Origin of the sequence: Micromonospora sp. NPDC047644 (assembly GCF_040704315.1) — a bacterium.
Lineage (GTDB): Bacteria > Actinomycetota > Actinomycetes > Mycobacteriales > Micromonosporaceae > Micromonospora.
In genome coordinates this window covers 109548-123422 of the sequence record NZ_JBEYSY010000012.1, presented here as the reverse complement: position 1 = coordinate 123422, position 13875 = coordinate 109548, and the positions used below count along the sequence as shown (strand labels likewise).

Genomic DNA, 13875 nt, shown 5'->3' with positions numbered 1-13875 from the left:
TGGCCGGGATGGTTACCGAGATCGGGTTCGTCAGCCTGCTGGTCGCTGGCCTGGGCGGGCTCGCCGGTGGCCTGGTCTACCTTGCCGTACGCATGTCGAGAGGACGCTGGTGAGCGAGAACCCGCTGCAGCCGCCGTGGCTGAACGCGCCGCCGGTCGAGGAGTACCCGTACGAGGAGAGTCACGACCTGCGGGTCGGGCCGAAGCTGCACCCCGCGCTGGACGCCCTGCTGCCGTACATCGGTCTGTGGCGCGGTCGGGGCAAGGGTGGCTTTCCCACCATCGAGGACTTCGACTACGCGCAGGAGATCCGGATCAGCCACGACGGCCGACCGTTCCTGCACTACGAGTCGCGTGCGTGGATCCTCGACGAGCAGAGCAAGCCGGTCCGTCCGGCCGGCCGCGAGGCGGGCTGGTGGCGACCGGTGCTGGTGGACGGGCGGGCGACCGACGAGCTGGAGGCGCTGATCACCACGCCGACCGGGGTGATGGAGCTGCACCTGGGCAAGCGCACCGGCACGCAGATCGAATTCGCCACCGACGCGGTGGTCCGGACTCCGACCGCCAAGGAGGTCACCGGCGGGCACCGGCTCTTCGGCATCGTCGAGGGTGCGCTGCTCTACGCCCAGGAGATGGCCGCCATGGGGCACGGGCTCAGTCCGCACCTGTCCGCCCGACTCGTCCGGGTCGGCGGCTGACCGCTACCCGACGGGGAAGCCCAGCAGTGAGTGCAGGGCGGGGGTGCGCGGGCAGCGGTCCCGGCGCACCCCGTCCAGCGTGTGGACCTCGGCGGCTCCGCGCAGCGACGAGGTGAACCAGACGCCGTCCGCCGCGTGCAGTTCGGCGGGGGTGACCATCCGTTCGCTGGCGCGCAGGCTCAGCTCGCTCGCGTGGGCGAGCAGCCAGGCCGCTGTGGTGCCGGCGAGGATGCCGGTGCTGGCGGCCGGCACCGTGCAGAGTGTGTCGCCGGTGAGCCACACCACATTGGCGGTCGGACCCTCCAGGGCGTACCCGTCGGAGGAGGTCCAGAGCACGTCGTCCACGCCGGCCCGGCGGGCCCAGCGGCGGGCGGCGCTGTTGACCGCGTACGACGTCGATTTGATGCCGGCCGGCAGCCAGCCCAACCCGCCGCGGGCGGCGGCGGGCAGCCCCAGCGGCAGGGTGGCCACGGTGATTCCGTCCCGCCGGGCGGCCCTGGAGGCCGCCGGCACCGGGGCCAGCGTCGCGTAGATCGTGGGTGGACCGCCGGCCTCCGGGCCCCGGGTGCAGACCAGCCGAAGTGCCCCCTCCACAGCTGCTGGCCAGCCTGTCCGCACCTGGTCCAGCAGGTCGATCAGCGCGCTGGTGGGTGGCAGGGGCAGCTCGACGGCGGCGGCCGCCGTGGCCAGGCGGGCCAGGTGTTCGTCGCGCAGCCACGGCTGGCCGTCGCGCAGGTGCATGGTCTCGAAGAGGCCGTCGCCGTGCAGCACCCCGAGGTCGTCACCGCGGAGCACCGGGTCACTGGGCGGCACCGGGCCACGCCCCAGGACGGCGATCCGCGCGGTCGGGTCGGCCGCGCCCTTCCCGACGGACGGCATCACCATGACCGTCGAGCGTAGTGGTGATCGATCGCGGTACGGGGAACAGCCTGGTGGCCGAACTATGATCGGAGCGTGTCCGAATCCTCCCTCGCGGAAATGCTGCGGGCCCGTGGGCTGCGACTGACGGCCCAGCGGCAGCTCGTCCTCCAGGCGGTGCTCGATCTGGGCCACGCCACCCCGGAGCAGGTGCACACCGCAGTCCGGGAGGTGGCCGCCGGCGTCAACATCACCACCATCTACCGCACGCTTGAGCTGCTGGAACGGCTCGGTCTGGTCACCCACACGCACCTGTCGCACGGCTCACCGACCTATCACGCCGCCGGTGAGCACCAACACGTCCACCTGGTCTGCCGGGAGTGTGGCGCGATCGACGAGATCGATCCGGAGCTGCTCCGCCCGCTCGCCGACCAGTTGGCCGCGCAGCGCGGGTTCCGGGTGGACATCGGGCACGTGTCACTCTTCGGCGTCTGCGTACGCTGCGAGAACGGGGACGAGAAATGATCGACATCGCGGGCGCGGTGGCCGTCGAGAGCATCGACGAGGCCAGCCGTGACCAGCCGGATCCGGCGCACGTCGCGGCCGGTGTGCGGGGGGTGGCCGCGCACTACGGCGACCCGCTGCGCGAGCAGCGCACCCTCGACACCGCTGTCGGTCTGGTCGACAGGTCGCACCGGGGGGTCATCGCGGTGCCCGGGGAAGAGCGCGCCAGCTGGCTGCACACGGTCACCTCGCAGCACCTGACCGCGCTCTCCGCGGGCGAGGGCACCGAGTTGCTGGTGCTGTCCCCGCACGGCCACGTCGAGCAGCACGCCATGGTCGCCGAGGACGGCGAGACCACCTGGCTCGACACCGAGCCCGGTGCGACCGAGGGCCTGCTGACCTACCTGGAGAAGATGCGGTTCTTCAGCAAGGTCGAGCCACGCGACGCGACGGCCGAGCGCGCGCTGTTGTCGCTGGTCGGGCCGGCGGCCATGGAGGCGCTCGGCACGCTCGGCGTGACCGGGCTCGCCGCACCGGACGTGGTCGCGGTGCCGGGTCCGAAGTTCCCGCACGGTGCCGTGCCACCCCGGTCGAGCGCGCGGTACGACGTACGACCGCTGCCGATCGGCGGCTGGGCCCGACGTGGTCCGCTCGGGGTGGACCTGCTCGTGCCCCGGTCGGCGATGGACCAGGTGGTGGCGGAGTTGCGCGGGGCCGGGGTGCCGCTCGCGGGGCTGTGGGCGTACGAGGCGATCCGGGTGGCCGCCCGGCAGCCCCGGGTCGGGGTGGACACCGATCACCGGACCATTCCGGCCGAGGTCGACCTGATCGCCCCGGCCGTGCACCTGGACAAGGGTTGCTACCGGGGGCAGGAGACGGTGGCGCGGGTGCACAACCTGGGCCGGCCGCCGCGTCGCCTCGTACTGCTGCATCTGGACGGGGTGACCACCGACCAGCCGCCGGTGGCCGGTACGCCGGTGACGCTCGACGGCCGGGCGGTCGGCTTCGTCGGCACCGCCGTGCTGCACCACGAGCTGGGCCAGATCGCCCTCGCGGTGGTGAAGCGCAACGTCCCGGACGACGCCGCGTTGCTGATCGGCGAGACCGCGGCGGCGATCGACCCCTCCTGAGCGGGCCGTCTAGGATCGCCGGCATGACGACAGGGACGTTGATCACGGTGGCCCCGACCGGCGCTGAGTCGGCCAAGGCGGAGGTGCCGGCGCTGCCGGTGACCCTCGACGAGTTGCTGCTCACCGCCAAGGAGTGCGAGGCGCTCGGCGCCGCCGTGATCCACGTCCACATCCGCGACGACGAGGCCCGACCGACGCTCGACCCGGTGCGGCTGGCCGACACCGTGGCGGCGCTGCGGGAGAGCACCGACCTGATCGTGCAGCTCTCCTCCGGCGGCGCGGTGACCGACCCGGAGGCCGCCCGGCTCGCCGTGCTCGACGCCGGTCCGGACATGGCCTCCTGCACCATGGGCACCGTCAACTTCGGCGACGACGTCTTCCTCAACCGTTGGGAGTTCATCGTCGACCTGCACACCCGGATGCAGGAACGCGGGATCGTGCCGGAGTACGAGATCTTCGACCTCGGCCACCTGTCCGCGTTGCAGCGGTTGCTCGGCAAGTACGGGCTGCCGGCCGGCGGGCACGTGCACGTCGACTTCGTGATGGGCGTGCCGGGCGGGATGCCGGGCACCACCGAAACTCTTGTCGCGGCCCACCGGATGCTGCGGGACCTGCCCGAGGGCACCACCTTCTCGGCCACCGGCGTCGGCCGGAGCACCATCGCGGTGCTGCTGGCCTCGCTGTCGACCGGCGGTCACCTGCGGGTCGGCATGGAGGACACGGTGACGTACGCCAAGGGCCGCCCGGTGGAGTCCAACATGCAGTTGGTCGCCCGCGCCGTGGGTTTCGCCCAGCTCGCCCAGCGCCCGCCATTGACCACCACCGAGGCTCGCGAACTGCTCGGGCTGTAAGGGCAGGTCTGTCCCGCGCCCCTGTCACCCGGGCGGTGGACCTCCTGGTCACCCCGCCGCCGGGCACCCCCGGACCGTCGGTACCGTCCACCGCGTGACGAAGACGTACGAGGGTGGCGCGCCGCTCGCCGAGGTGGTCCGGTCCGGGTTCGTGGAGGGTGCGCACCGCGGTTCGGTGGTGGTGCTGGACGCCGCCGGTGCCGCGGTGGCGTCCGCCGGGGACGTGACCTCGCCGATCTTTCCCCGCTCGGCCAGCAAGCCGATGCAGACGATCGGGATGCTCCGGGCCGGTCTGGCCCTGACCGACCCGGCCGACGTGGCGCTGGTCTCGGCGAGCCACGCCGGCGAGGAGTTCCACCTGGCCCGGGTCGGTGCGCTGCTGGAGCGCGCCGGGCTGGACGCGTCGGCGCTGCACTGCCCGCCGGACCTGCCGGTGGGGGCCGCGGCCCGGGAGGCGGTGCTCCGGGCCGGTGGCGGCCCCACCCGGGTGCAGATGAACTGCTCCGGCAAGCACAGCGGGATGCTGTTGACCTGCGAGGCCGCCGGATGGTCGCGGGAGGGCTACTGGCGGCCGGAGCACCCGCTTCAGCAGCGGCTGCGGGCTGCCATCGAGGAGTTCACCGGCGAGCAGGCGGCGGCGGTGGGGGTCGACGGTTGCGGCGCACCGGTCCTCGCGGTGTCGCTGACCGGTCTGGCCGGGGCGTACCTCCGGTTGGTCGACGCCGAGCCCGGCTCGGTGCCGCGCACGGTGGCCGACGCGATGCGGGCGCACCCGGAGATCGTGGGTGGCACCCAGGCCGACGACACCCGGCTGATGCGGGGCGTCCCGGGTTCGCTGGCCAAGGTCGGTGCCGAGGGCGTGATCGCCGTGGCGCTGCCGGGCGTCGGCGCCGTCGCGTTGAAGATCGACGACGGCGCCGACCGGGCGCGGATGCCGGTACTGGTCTCCGCGCTGCGCCGCCTCGGCGTGGACGCTCCGGTGCTGACCGAGTACGCCGAGGTGCCGCTCTTCGGTGGTGGGGTACCGGTCGGGGCGGTCCGCCCGCTCTGGTGAGCGCCCTAGCTCAGGAAGTCGAGCAGCGCGGCGTTGACCGGCTCCGGGCGCTCCAGCGGCAGCAGGTGGGCGGCGTCCGGCACGTCGGGCAGTCGTAGCGCGCCGGGGACCTCGGCGGCGATCCGGTCGGCGAGCCGACTGATGTCCGGCACGTCGGCGGCGCCGGCGGTGACCAGGACGGGGATCGTCAGCTCACCGAGACGACCGATCGCCGGTGGCGACAGCTCTCCCACCTCGACCGCGCCGAGCGCCAGCTCCGCGGCGAGGGCACGCTGGTCCATCTCCTGCGCGAACGCGACCAGCTCCGGGTCGACGTCCTCCGGCTGGCGTCGCGGGCCGACCACCCAGAACCGCACCTCACCGGCCGCGCCGGCGACGAAGTCGTCCGGGTCGACCTCGCCGACCAGGTCGTCCCAGAGGTCGTTGGCCTCGTCCGACCACTCGTTGCCGGAGACCGCCGTGTCGAACAGCGCGAGCGCGCTCACCCGGTCGGGGTGGGCCAGCGCGGTGTCGATGGCGACCGCCCCACCGAAGGAGCAGCCGACCAGGGCGGCCCGGGGCAGGTCGAGCGCGTCCAGCAGCCCGGCCACGTCGTCGTGGTGCGTGAACGGGGCCGGCGGGAGTTCGCTGTCTCCGTAGCCGCGCAGGTCCGGGACGATCACCCGGTGCCGGGTGGCGAGCGCGGCCACCTGCCCCCGCCACATCCGCCGGTCGGCGATGCCGGCGTGCAGCAGGACGACGGGCGAACCGGTGCCGGCCTCGTCGTACGCGATGCTTGCTCCATTGACTGTGATCTTGTCCACGGTCGGACCGTACGGATCGGCCGAGCGGCGCGCAAACGGGATCCTGAGACGTTGCTAACTATGGTTAGCGTTTTGCTTGCAAGAGCTAGCAAGGGCGGTTAGCGTCGCTGCCATGGCCACACCTAAGGACCTTCCCGACGTCGGCGGGTTCATCCGCGATCTGCGGCGCAACGCCAAGATCTCGCTCCGGCAGCTCGCCGAGCAGGCGGGGGTCAGCAACCCGTACCTCAGCCAGATCGAGCGCGGCCTGCGCAAGCCCAGCGCCGAGGTGCTCCAGCAACTGGCGAGCGCGCTGCGGGTCTCCACGCCGGCGATGTACCTGCGCGCCGGCCTGCTCGACGACAAGGAAGGCCACGGGGTGCTCGCCGCCATCGCCGTGGACGCCGACCTGACGATGGCGCAGAAGCAGTCGCTCAGTCAGATCTACGAGACGTTCCGCCGGGAGAACACCCGGCTGGCCGAGGCCCAGGCCGAAGCCGGGACGGCGCAGGCCGCGCAGCCCGGCAGCCAGGCCGCGGACCAGCCCGGCAGCCAGGCCGCGGACCTGGCCAATGTGGCCGCCACCGGCCCCACCACCGTCGGCGGCACCCCGAGCGAGGCCGTGCTCGAGTCGGTCGCCGTCACCGAGGCGGGCACCGCCCCCGCCCCGGGCAGCACCAGCATCCCCGAGAAGAAGAAGGCCGCCGAGGCGGCCGAAGAGGAGACGTCATGAGCGAGCCGAAGACCAACCGCATCCCCGCCCCGATCTACGCCGCAGCCGGTGCCGGTGAGCTGGCCATCGAGCAGTTGCGCAAGCTGCCGGCCGTGGTCGGCGTCCTCAGCACCCGGGTCGTCGCCGACCTGGGCGGCCGGGCCGTGCTGACCGGCTTCGAGCTGAAGCAGAAGGCCACCGAGACGCTGCGCACCGCCAACGAGACCGCCGACCTGGCGAAGTTGCGCGAGGCGGCCGACATCGACAAGCTGCGCGCCGCCGCGACCCGCAACGCCGCCCTGGTGGTCGCGAGCGCCCAGGTCGCCCAGGAGCGCGCGTTCGCGGCGTACGGCGCGCTGGTCGCCCGCGGCGAGCGGGTCGTCGGCGCCGGCGTGCTGGAGGCCGCCGAGACGGTCAACGCCGACATCGAGGCCACCGAGGCCGTGACGCCGGCCGCCACCCCCACGGCTGCCGCCACCCCGACCGCCGCCACCCCCACCGACGCGCCGACCCCGGCCGACGTGGCGGAGATCGCCGAGGCCAAGCCGGCCGCCGTCAAGAAGGCCGCCCGCGCGCCGAAGGCCGCCAAGCCGGTCGAGACCCCGTCGGCGAAGCTTCCCCGGGCCACCAAGCGGACCCGTCCGGCAGCCGAGTAGTTCACCGTGGCCGCGACCCCGGTGGCGTCCTTGTCGGACGTAGCCGGGGTCGTGGACATAAACTGGCCGGCATGGCCAACGCCGCGCCGATCTTCGCCTTCGCCGTCCGTGAAGTGATCCAGCTGATCCTCCTCGTCTTCGCGCTGATCGTTCAGGGCGTCGCCCTGGTGCACGCGATCACGCAGCGCTCCGACGCCTTCCCCGCCATCGGGACGCTGCCCAAGGGTGGCTGGATCGCCATCCTGGCGGTCTGCCTCGTGCTCACCCTGCTCGGCTTCGGTCCGATCAGCCTCTTCGGACTGGTCGGCATCGCCGCCGGTCTGATCTACCTGCTCGACGTCCGAATCGGCCTTCGCGAACTCGGTGACGGCAAAGGGTTCTGGTGAGAGGTTTTCGCTGGCCGCCCCCGCCCGACAGCGGGCCCCGCACCTGGGGTCCCGGGCCGGGTGGGCCGCGTACCGGCCGACCGGCGCTGCCGGAGCCGGAGACCGAGCTGATCACCACCCCGCACGGCGTGCGGCTGGAACGGCTGGTCACCGGCACCGGTGATCCGGTCACCGTGTTCGCGCACGGGCTGGGCAACGGCATCGCCACCACCCGACCGTTCGGCAGCGGGGTGAACGGTCGCAAGGTGTTCTTCCAGTTCCGTGGGCACGGCCGTTCCGAAGCCCCGGACGGGCCCTGGGACTATCTGGACCTGGCCCGCGATCTGCGGGCGATCGCCGACCTCGGCGGCGCCAGCCGGGCGTTCGGCGCGAGTCTCGGCGCGGGTGCCCTCTGCCGACTCCTCGTGGAGAGTCCGGAGCGCTTCGACAAGCTGGTCTTCTTCCTGCCGGCGGTTCTCGACGAGCCACGCGGGCCGGCCGCCTGGCAGCGCATCACCGACCTGCTGGAGGCGGTGGAGAGCGGGGACGCCTCGGCGGTCGCCGACATCGTCACGCTGGAGTTGCCCCCGGCGGTGCGTAACACCCCGGCCGGCTGGGCCTACCTGCGACAACGCCTCGACCAACTGCTCCGCGACGGTCTCGCCGACGGTCTGGCCACGCTCACCGAGCAGACACCGCTGCGCCAGATCGGTGACCTGACGGCGGTCACCGCACCCGCGCTGGTGATCGGTTGCGCCGGCGACGACCTGCACCCGGTCGAGGTCGCCGAGCGGCTCGCCGTGGCGCTGCCCCAGGCCACCCTGCACGTGTACGACCGGCCCGGCGTGCTCTGGTCGGAACGCGCCGATCTGCGGGACCGCATCTCCGGCTTCCTGAACGAGTAACCTGCCCTGTCATGGGCGTCACACAGCACGGCCGGACGCACCGGCTCGACCTCGCCGACCCGACCCTGCGCGAGTGGACGTGCACGGTCCTGCACTCCGATGCCGAGCAGGGCATCGTGTTGGACCGTTCGGCGTTCTACCCGGGCGGCGGTGGCCAACCACCCGACCACGGTGTGCTGCTCTGGCAAAGCGTGCAGACCCGGATCGTCGGCACCCGCAAGGGCGACGACCCCTACCTCATTCCCGCCGAGGGTGACCCGCTGCCACCGGTCGGCACCGAGGTCGTCGGCGCGGTGGAGGACGAGCGCCGCACCCGGCTGATGCGTACCCACTCGGGGCTGCACGTGCTCTGCGGTGTGGTGTTCCGCGACTTCGGCGCGCTCGTGACCGGCAACTCGATGGAACCGGGCGAGGCCCGGATGGACTTCAACCTCCCCGAGGTGCCCCCGGACTTCAAGAGTCGCATCGAGGAGCTGGTCAACGCCGAGGTGGCCGCCGACCGCTCGGTCGCCACCCGGGTGCTGCCGCGCACCGAGGCGCTGGCCCTGCCGGACATCATCCGTACCCAGTCCAACCTCATTCCGCCGGATGAGCAGGAGGTCCGGATCGTCGACATCGTCGGGCTGGACGTGCAGGCCGACGGCGGCACCCACGTCGCCTCCACCGCCCAGATCGGCAAGGTCCAGGTGGTGAAGGTGGAGAGCAAGGGCCGGGCCAACCGCCGGGTCCGAGTCCGACTGGTCGACTAGATCCAGTACCGAATTCGGACGTCGGTTGTCAGGTATCCCTGACAACGTCGCTGGCATGACACAACCGCTAACCGGAAAGATCGCGCTCGTCGCCGGTGCCACCCGTGGCGCCGGACGGCAGATCGCCGTGCAGCTCGGGGCTGCCGGGGCCACCGTCTACGCCACCGGCCGCAGCTCCCGGGCCGGCCGCTCCGAGATGGATCGACCGGAGACCATCGAGGAGACCGCCGAGCTGGTCAGCGCGGCCGGCGGCACCGGCATCGCCGTCCAGGTCGACCACCTGGTGCCCGACCAGGTCCGCGACCTCATCGCCCGGATCGACGCCGAGCACCGCCGACTCGACGTGCTGGTGAACGACATCTGGGGCGGCGACCCACTGGTCACCTGGGACAAGCCGGTCTGGGAGCAACCGCTCGACGCCGGCTTCCGTACCCTGCGACTGGCCATCGACACGCACATCATCACCAGCCACTTCGCCCTGCCGCTGCTGATCCGCAAGCCCGGTGGTCTGGTGGTGGAGATGGGTGACGGCACCAAGGCGTACAACGACGAGAACTACCGGCAGTCGGTCTTCTACGACCTGGCGAAGGTCTCGGTCAACCGGCTCGCCTTCATTCAGGCGCACGAACTGAAGCCACACGGCTGCACGGCCGTGGCACTCACCCCCGGCTGGATCCGTTCCGAGGCGATGCTGGAGCACTTCGGCGTCACCGAGGAGAACTGGCGCGACGGGGCCGCCACCGACCCGAACTTCCTCATCTCGGAGACCCCGGCCTTCGTCGGCCGGGCGGTGGCCGCGCTCGCCGCCGACGAGGAGAAGGCCCGCTGGAACGGCAGGTCCGTGGACGCCGGCAGCCTGTCCAAGGTGTACGGCTTCACCGACCTCGACGGCAGCCAACCCGAGGGCTTCCGCTACATCACCGAGGTGGTCGACGCGGGCAAACCGGCGGACGTGACCGGCTACCGGTAGAGCGCGGCGAGCCGCTCGGCGCTCTCCGCGAACAACTGCCGCAGCTCGGCTGGTTCGAGGACCTCGACCTCCGGGCCAAGCCCCAGCAGTTGGTGGTACGCCACCGGGACCGACTCGACGGGCAGCCGCGTCATCACCCAGCCCTGCCCGTCGGGTTGGCCGGCGGCGGCGACGATGTCGTCGTACACATCGGGGGCACTGACCAGGTGCCGGAGCTGGCGCAGGCCGGCGGGGCTCAGCCGGACGGCGACCTCGGCCCGCAGCATGGTCCGCAGAAACGACCCGGCCTGCTCGCGCCAGTGCCTGGCCAGGTCGAAGCCCTCGTCCCGATCGAAGTGTTCGTCGCCCACCTCGACCCCGGTGACCCGGTCCACCCGATAGGTGCGCACATCGTCGCCGACCCGGCCGACCAGATACCAGACCCCGCTCTTGAGCACCAGGCCGTACGGCTGGACCTGGCGGGTCACCTCCTGGTCGCCGCGTCGGTAGCGCAGCTCCACCACAGTGTCGCCCCAGACCGCCCGGGCCAGCTCGGGCAGCCAGAGCGGTGGCGCGCTCTGCCGGAACCAGCCCGGTACGTCCAGGTGGAACCGCTGCCCGGTCCGGGCCGGCGCGTCGCGCAGGGCGGGTGGCAGCGCGGCGAGCACCTTCAGCTCGGCGGACGCGACGGCGTCGGCGAGCCCCATCTCGCCGGCCGGTCCGGGCAGCCCGGCGAGGAAGAGCGCCTCCGCCTCGTCCCGGGTCAGTCCGGTCAGCCGGGTGCGGTACCCGCCGAGCAGGCGGTAACCGCCGGCCCGCCCCCGATCGGCGTAGACCGGCACGCCCGCCGCGGAGAGCGCCAGAACGTCCCGATAGACGGTCCGCTCCGAGATCTCCAACTCCCGTGCCAACTCGCTCGCGGTCATCGACCCGCGCGACTGCAACAACAACAGCAACGAGATCAGTCGGGACGCGCGCATCCGCCCATCCTGCCCGGTGCCGGTCACCGCCCGCCGGGCGTCAGCAACCCCCGGTCGTACGCGGTGGCCACCGCGGCAGCCCGGTCGTTGACCCCGAGCTTGGCGTACAGGTGCAGCAGGTGCGTCTTGACGGTGGCCTCGCTGATGAACAGGCGGGACGCTGCCTCCCGGTTGGAGGCACCCCGGGCCACCAGGGTGAGCACCTCCAGCTCCCGTTGACTGAGCGGTTCCTCGGCGGGAGCGCGCAGCCGACCCATCAGCCGGCCGGCGACGCTCGGCGCCAGCACCGACTCGCCCCGGGCCGCGGCCCGGACCGCCCGAACCAGATCCTCCCGAGGTGTGTCCTTGAGCAGGTAACCGGTCGCACCGGCCTCGATCGCCGGCAGCACGTCCGCATCCGTGTCGTAGGTGGTGAGCACCAGCACCCGGGCGGTGCTGCCGGCGCGAGCCAGCCTGCCGATGGCGGTCACCCCGTCCATGCCGGGCATCCGCAGATCCATCAGCACCACGTCGGGTCGGAGCGACGCGACCAGAGCCAACGCCTCCGAGCCGTCCGACGCCTCGCCCACCACCTCGAAATCGGGGTCGCCGGTGAACATCCCCCGCAGGCCGTCCCGCACCACCGGGTGGTCGTCGACGATCAGCAGCCGAACCGGGGCGGTCAACCGGCACCTCCGGGCAGCGCGGGAACGGACGCCGAGATGGCGGTGCCGCCGCCCGGCTCGGATTCGACGGCCAACTCGCCACCGACCCTTGTCACCCGTTGCCGCATGGCGGTCAACCCGTACCCACCGCCCGGCTCACGGGGCAGCGGGTCCTCGGTGAGGTCGAAACCCGCCCCGTCGTCACGGACGTCGAGGGTGACGACGTCCGTCATGTACGACAGGGTCAGCCCGACCCGTGACGCGGCGGCGTGCCGGGCCACGTTGGACAGCGCCTCCTGGGCGGCCCGCAGCAGGGTCACTTCGATCTCCGGGTGCAGCGGGCGGGGGGTGCCGGTGGTGGCCACGTCGGCCCGTATCCCGTTCAGCGCCGTCCAGCGCCCGCCCAGATCGACGAGGGCGTCCGGTAAGCGGGCCGTCTCCAACGGTTCCGGACGGACCGCCTGTACCGAACGGCGAGCCTCGGTGAGACTCTCCCGGGCCAGGGCGAGCGCGTTGTCGACGTGCCGGCGCCAGTCGGCGGACCGGTCACGGGTCTGCTCGGCCGCCTCCAGCTGGGTGATGATGCCGGTCAGTCCCTGCGCCAGGGTGTCGTGTATCTCGCGCGCCATCCGTTGCCGTTCGTCGAGCACTCCGGCTTCCCGGGCCTGGGTGAGCAGCTGGGCGTGCAGGCCGGCGTTCTCACTGACCGTCTCGGTGAGTTGGCGGTTGGTCTCGCCGAGTTCCGCCACCAACCGCTTGCGTTTGGCGTCCTCCTGCTCGGCGATCATCGCGAACCAGCTCACCGAGCCGGCCACCACCAGGTTGAACAGCACCAGCACCAGCCAGAGCGGCCAGTGCGACACCACTACCGACAGGCCACCGCCCTGCGAGGTGGCGACGATAGCGGCCGTGGTGACCACCCCGGCGACCCGCCAGCGTCCGGGCAGCACCGGAAAGGCGTGGATGTAGCCGATCCAGGCGAAGAAGCCGTACCACGGGCTGGCGGCCACCAGTGCGGCGGCGAACGTGAGCAGGCCGGCGTAGTAGACCGCCATCAGCGTGCGCCGGCTGTGCCAGCCGGGGTGCAGGGTGACGAACCAGGCGACCCAGCATCCGGCTGCCACGGCGACAGCAAGGGTGGGCAGTGCCCCGAGATGTCGGGGTGCCGGTGCGACGAGGGCCAGCAGGGTGCCCAGGGCCAACCCGCCGAAGGGGAACACCCGGTAGAGGCCCGCCTCACGCTCCCGCCAACTTGCCAGACGGTCGTGCCCACCGTTGCTGGTCATTGCATCTCCGCTCACTCCCAGCGGAACAGTTTCGCCGCGCCGGCACCGGCCGCCACGGCGATCACCGCCATTATCCCCAGGTGCAGCGGTTGCGGCGGGTCGCCGGTCCAGGCGTCGAGGAGCGCCTGCACTCCGGGCGGCGTGTAGTCGCCGATCCGCGCCACGAAATCCGGGAGCAGGAACCGGGGCAGGTAGACCCCGCCGAAGAACATGGTGACCAGGAACAGCGGCACGGCCAGGGCCTGTGCCGCCTTCGTCGTGCGGGCGACGGCGGCGACCAGCAGGCCCAGCGACAGCAGGGCGGCAGTGCCGAGGATGAACGCCAGCGTGAAGCCGAGCGGGTGCCGGGGGAACGGCACCCCGAACGCGAGCCGGGCGACGACGATGAGCAGCAGCGCGCTGGCCAGGATCCCGGCCAGGGCCAGCACCAGTTGGGCGGCGAGCAGAGCTGCCGGGTGCGCCGGGGTGGTCGCCAGCCGACGCAGCACGCCGCGTTCCCGGTAGGTCGCCAGCACGGCGGGCAGGATGTTCACCCCCACCATGGCGAGGGTGACCACCAGCAGCGACGGGGCGAAGTAGCTGACGAAGGTCTGCCCGTCGAAGGTCGGATCCGGCTTACGCAGCGTGGGGATCAACCCGAGCACCACCAGGATCAGGGTGGGCAGCCCGATCGTGGTGAGCAGCGTCGGCAGGTCCCGCAGGTAGAGTCGCGCCTCGGTTCTCAGGATGTTGCGGAAGGCGTGCATGCCGGCT

The 13875-nt window shown here is 72.3% G+C and carries 17 protein-coding genes and 1 pseudogene; 12 read left to right on the top strand and 6 right to left on the bottom strand.

From position 1 onward, the window contains the following. Positions 1-8: 8 nt before the first annotated feature. A complete protein-coding gene (gene mtfM, locus AB0877_RS20905) occupies positions 9-113 on the top strand; it encodes a small membrane protein MtfM (RefSeq protein ID WP_282264268.1) in 105 nt (34 codons plus the stop codon). Beyond that, complete coding sequence (locus tag AB0877_RS20900; RefSeq protein ID WP_366610979.1) at positions 107-697, top strand: FABP family protein; 591 nt, start codon at positions 107-109, stop codon at positions 695-697. Before mtfM ends, AB0877_RS20900 begins: the two co-directional genes overlap by 7 nt. A gap of 3 nt (positions 698-700) precedes the next feature. On the opposite strand, the gene AB0877_RS20895 is transcribed toward AB0877_RS20900, so the two are convergent. Continuing rightward, entirely contained in the window at positions 701-1582 is an 882-nt protein-coding gene (locus tag AB0877_RS20895; protein WP_366610774.1) for an aminotransferase class IV, read from the bottom strand. A gap of 69 nt (positions 1583-1651) precedes the next feature. Here AB0877_RS20895 and AB0877_RS20890 point away from each other — a divergent pair, with 69 nt between their 5' ends. From AB0877_RS20890 to AB0877_RS20875, 4 genes are all read left to right on the top strand, one after another. Further along, the gene (locus AB0877_RS20890) at positions 1652-2080 is read left to right on the top strand and encodes a Fur family transcriptional regulator (RefSeq protein WP_091402843.1); all 429 of its coding nucleotides are present in this window, start codon (positions 1652-1654) and stop codon (positions 2078-2080) included. Beyond that, a complete protein-coding gene (locus AB0877_RS20885; protein ID WP_366610772.1) occupies positions 2077-3189 on the top strand; it encodes a folate-binding protein in 1113 nt (370 codons plus the stop codon). Before AB0877_RS20890 ends, AB0877_RS20885 begins: the two co-directional genes overlap by 4 nt. A gap of 23 nt (positions 3190-3212) precedes the next feature. Then, positions 3213-4040: a 3-keto-5-aminohexanoate cleavage protein gene (locus tag AB0877_RS20880; protein WP_366610771.1), complete on the top strand. Its 828-nt coding sequence runs from the start codon at positions 3213-3215 to the stop codon at positions 4038-4040. 94 nt (positions 4041-4134) lie between these two features. After that, a complete protein-coding gene (locus AB0877_RS20875; protein ID WP_366610770.1) occupies positions 4135-5094 on the top strand; it encodes an asparaginase in 960 nt (319 codons plus the stop codon). A 5-nt stretch (positions 5095-5099) separates the two neighbouring features. Here AB0877_RS20875 and AB0877_RS20870 read toward each other — a convergent pair whose 3' ends face one another. Further along, positions 5100-5897 (bottom strand): alpha/beta hydrolase, encoded by a 798-nt coding sequence (locus AB0877_RS20870; protein WP_366610768.1) that lies wholly within the window; start codon positions 5895-5897, stop codon positions 5100-5102. Between the two features lie 112 nt (positions 5898-6009). Here AB0877_RS20870 and AB0877_RS20865 point away from each other — a divergent pair. From AB0877_RS20865 to AB0877_RS20840, 6 genes and pseudogenes are all read left to right on the top strand, one after another. Further along, positions 6010-6492, top strand: a pseudogene (locus AB0877_RS20865) (helix-turn-helix transcriptional regulator); the annotation flags it as partial. A 113-nt stretch (positions 6493-6605) separates the two neighbouring features. After that, positions 6606-7244, top strand: coding sequence for a hypothetical protein (locus AB0877_RS20860; protein ID WP_366610767.1), 639 nt, complete (start codon positions 6606-6608; stop codon positions 7242-7244). A gap of 71 nt (positions 7245-7315) precedes the next feature. Beyond that, positions 7316-7630 carry a DUF2516 family protein gene (locus AB0877_RS20855; protein ID WP_334507220.1) on the top strand — a complete coding sequence of 105 codons (315 nt, stop codon included), beginning with the start codon at positions 7316-7318 and terminating at the stop codon, positions 7628-7630. Further along, positions 7627-8514 (top strand): alpha/beta hydrolase, encoded by an 888-nt coding sequence (locus tag AB0877_RS20850; protein WP_366610766.1) that lies wholly within the window; start codon positions 7627-7629, stop codon positions 8512-8514. Before AB0877_RS20855 ends, AB0877_RS20850 begins: the two co-directional genes overlap by 4 nt. Positions 8515-8525: 11 nt before the next feature. Beyond that, positions 8526-9263: an alanyl-tRNA editing protein gene (locus AB0877_RS20845; protein ID WP_366610765.1), complete on the top strand. Its 738-nt coding sequence runs from the start codon at positions 8526-8528 to the stop codon at positions 9261-9263. Between the two features lie 55 nt (positions 9264-9318). Next, positions 9319-10233 carry an SDR family oxidoreductase gene (locus tag AB0877_RS20840; protein WP_366610764.1) on the top strand — a complete coding sequence of 305 codons (915 nt, stop codon included), beginning with the start codon at positions 9319-9321 and terminating at the stop codon, positions 10231-10233. On the opposite strand, the gene AB0877_RS20835 is transcribed toward AB0877_RS20840, so the two are convergent. Genes AB0877_RS20835 through AB0877_RS20820 form a run of 4 tightly spaced genes read right to left on the bottom strand, consistent with a single transcriptional unit; the run spans position 10224 to position 13868 of the window. Next, positions 10224-11192, bottom strand: coding sequence for a YafY family protein (locus tag AB0877_RS20835; protein WP_366610762.1), 969 nt, complete (start codon positions 11190-11192; stop codon positions 10224-10226). The genes AB0877_RS20840 and AB0877_RS20835 overlap by 10 nt on opposite strands. Before the next feature lie 23 nt (positions 11193-11215). Next, positions 11216-11857, bottom strand: a complete 642-nt coding sequence (locus AB0877_RS20830) for a response regulator transcription factor (RefSeq protein WP_366610760.1) — start codon at positions 11855-11857, stop codon at positions 11216-11218. Beyond that, entirely contained in the window at positions 11854-13122 is a 1269-nt protein-coding gene (locus AB0877_RS20825) for a sensor histidine kinase (RefSeq protein WP_366610759.1), read from the bottom strand. The genes AB0877_RS20830 and AB0877_RS20825 overlap by 4 nt, the downstream gene beginning before the upstream one ends. Before the next feature lie 11 nt (positions 13123-13133). Next, a complete protein-coding gene (locus AB0877_RS20820; RefSeq protein ID WP_366610757.1) occupies positions 13134-13868 on the bottom strand; it encodes an ABC transporter permease in 735 nt (244 codons plus the stop codon). Positions 13869-13875 lie beyond the last annotated feature (7 nt).

Bases quoted from the DNA above. Each gene is read 5' to 3' on its own strand.
- AB0877_RS20860 (WP_366610767.1), top strand. From the start codon at position 6,606: ATGAGCGAGCCGAAGACCAACCGCATCCCCGCCCCGATCTACGCCGCA.
- AB0877_RS20855 (WP_334507220.1), top strand. From the start codon at position 7,316: ATGGCCAACGCCGCGCCGATCTTCGCCTTCGCCGTCCGTGAAGTGATC.
- AB0877_RS20825 (WP_366610759.1), bottom strand. From the start codon at position 13,122: ATGACCAGCAACGGTGGGCACGACCGTCTGGCAAGTTGGCGGGAGCGT.
- AB0877_RS20885 (WP_366610772.1), top strand. From the start codon at position 2,077: ATGATCGACATCGCGGGCGCGGTGGCCGTCGAGAGCATCGACGAGGCC.
- AB0877_RS20895 (WP_366610774.1), bottom strand. From the start codon at position 1,582: ATGGTGATGCCGTCCGTCGGGAAGGGCGCGGCCGACCCGACCGCGCGG.
- mtfM (WP_282264268.1), top strand. From the start codon at position 9: ATGGTTACCGAGATCGGGTTCGTCAGCCTGCTGGTCGCTGGCCTGGGC.
- AB0877_RS20840 (WP_366610764.1), top strand. From the start codon at position 9,319: ATGACACAACCGCTAACCGGAAAGATCGCGCTCGTCGCCGGTGCCACC.
- AB0877_RS20835 (WP_366610762.1), bottom strand. From the start codon at position 11,192: ATGCGCGCGTCCCGACTGATCTCGTTGCTGTTGTTGTTGCAGTCGCGC.
- AB0877_RS20820 (WP_366610757.1), bottom strand. From the start codon at position 13,868: ATGCACGCCTTCCGCAACATCCTGAGAACCGAGGCGCGACTCTACCTG.
- AB0877_RS20880 (WP_366610771.1), top strand. From the start codon at position 3,213: ATGACGACAGGGACGTTGATCACGGTGGCCCCGACCGGCGCTGAGTCG.
- AB0877_RS20845 (WP_366610765.1), top strand. From the start codon at position 8,526: ATGGGCGTCACACAGCACGGCCGGACGCACCGGCTCGACCTCGCCGAC.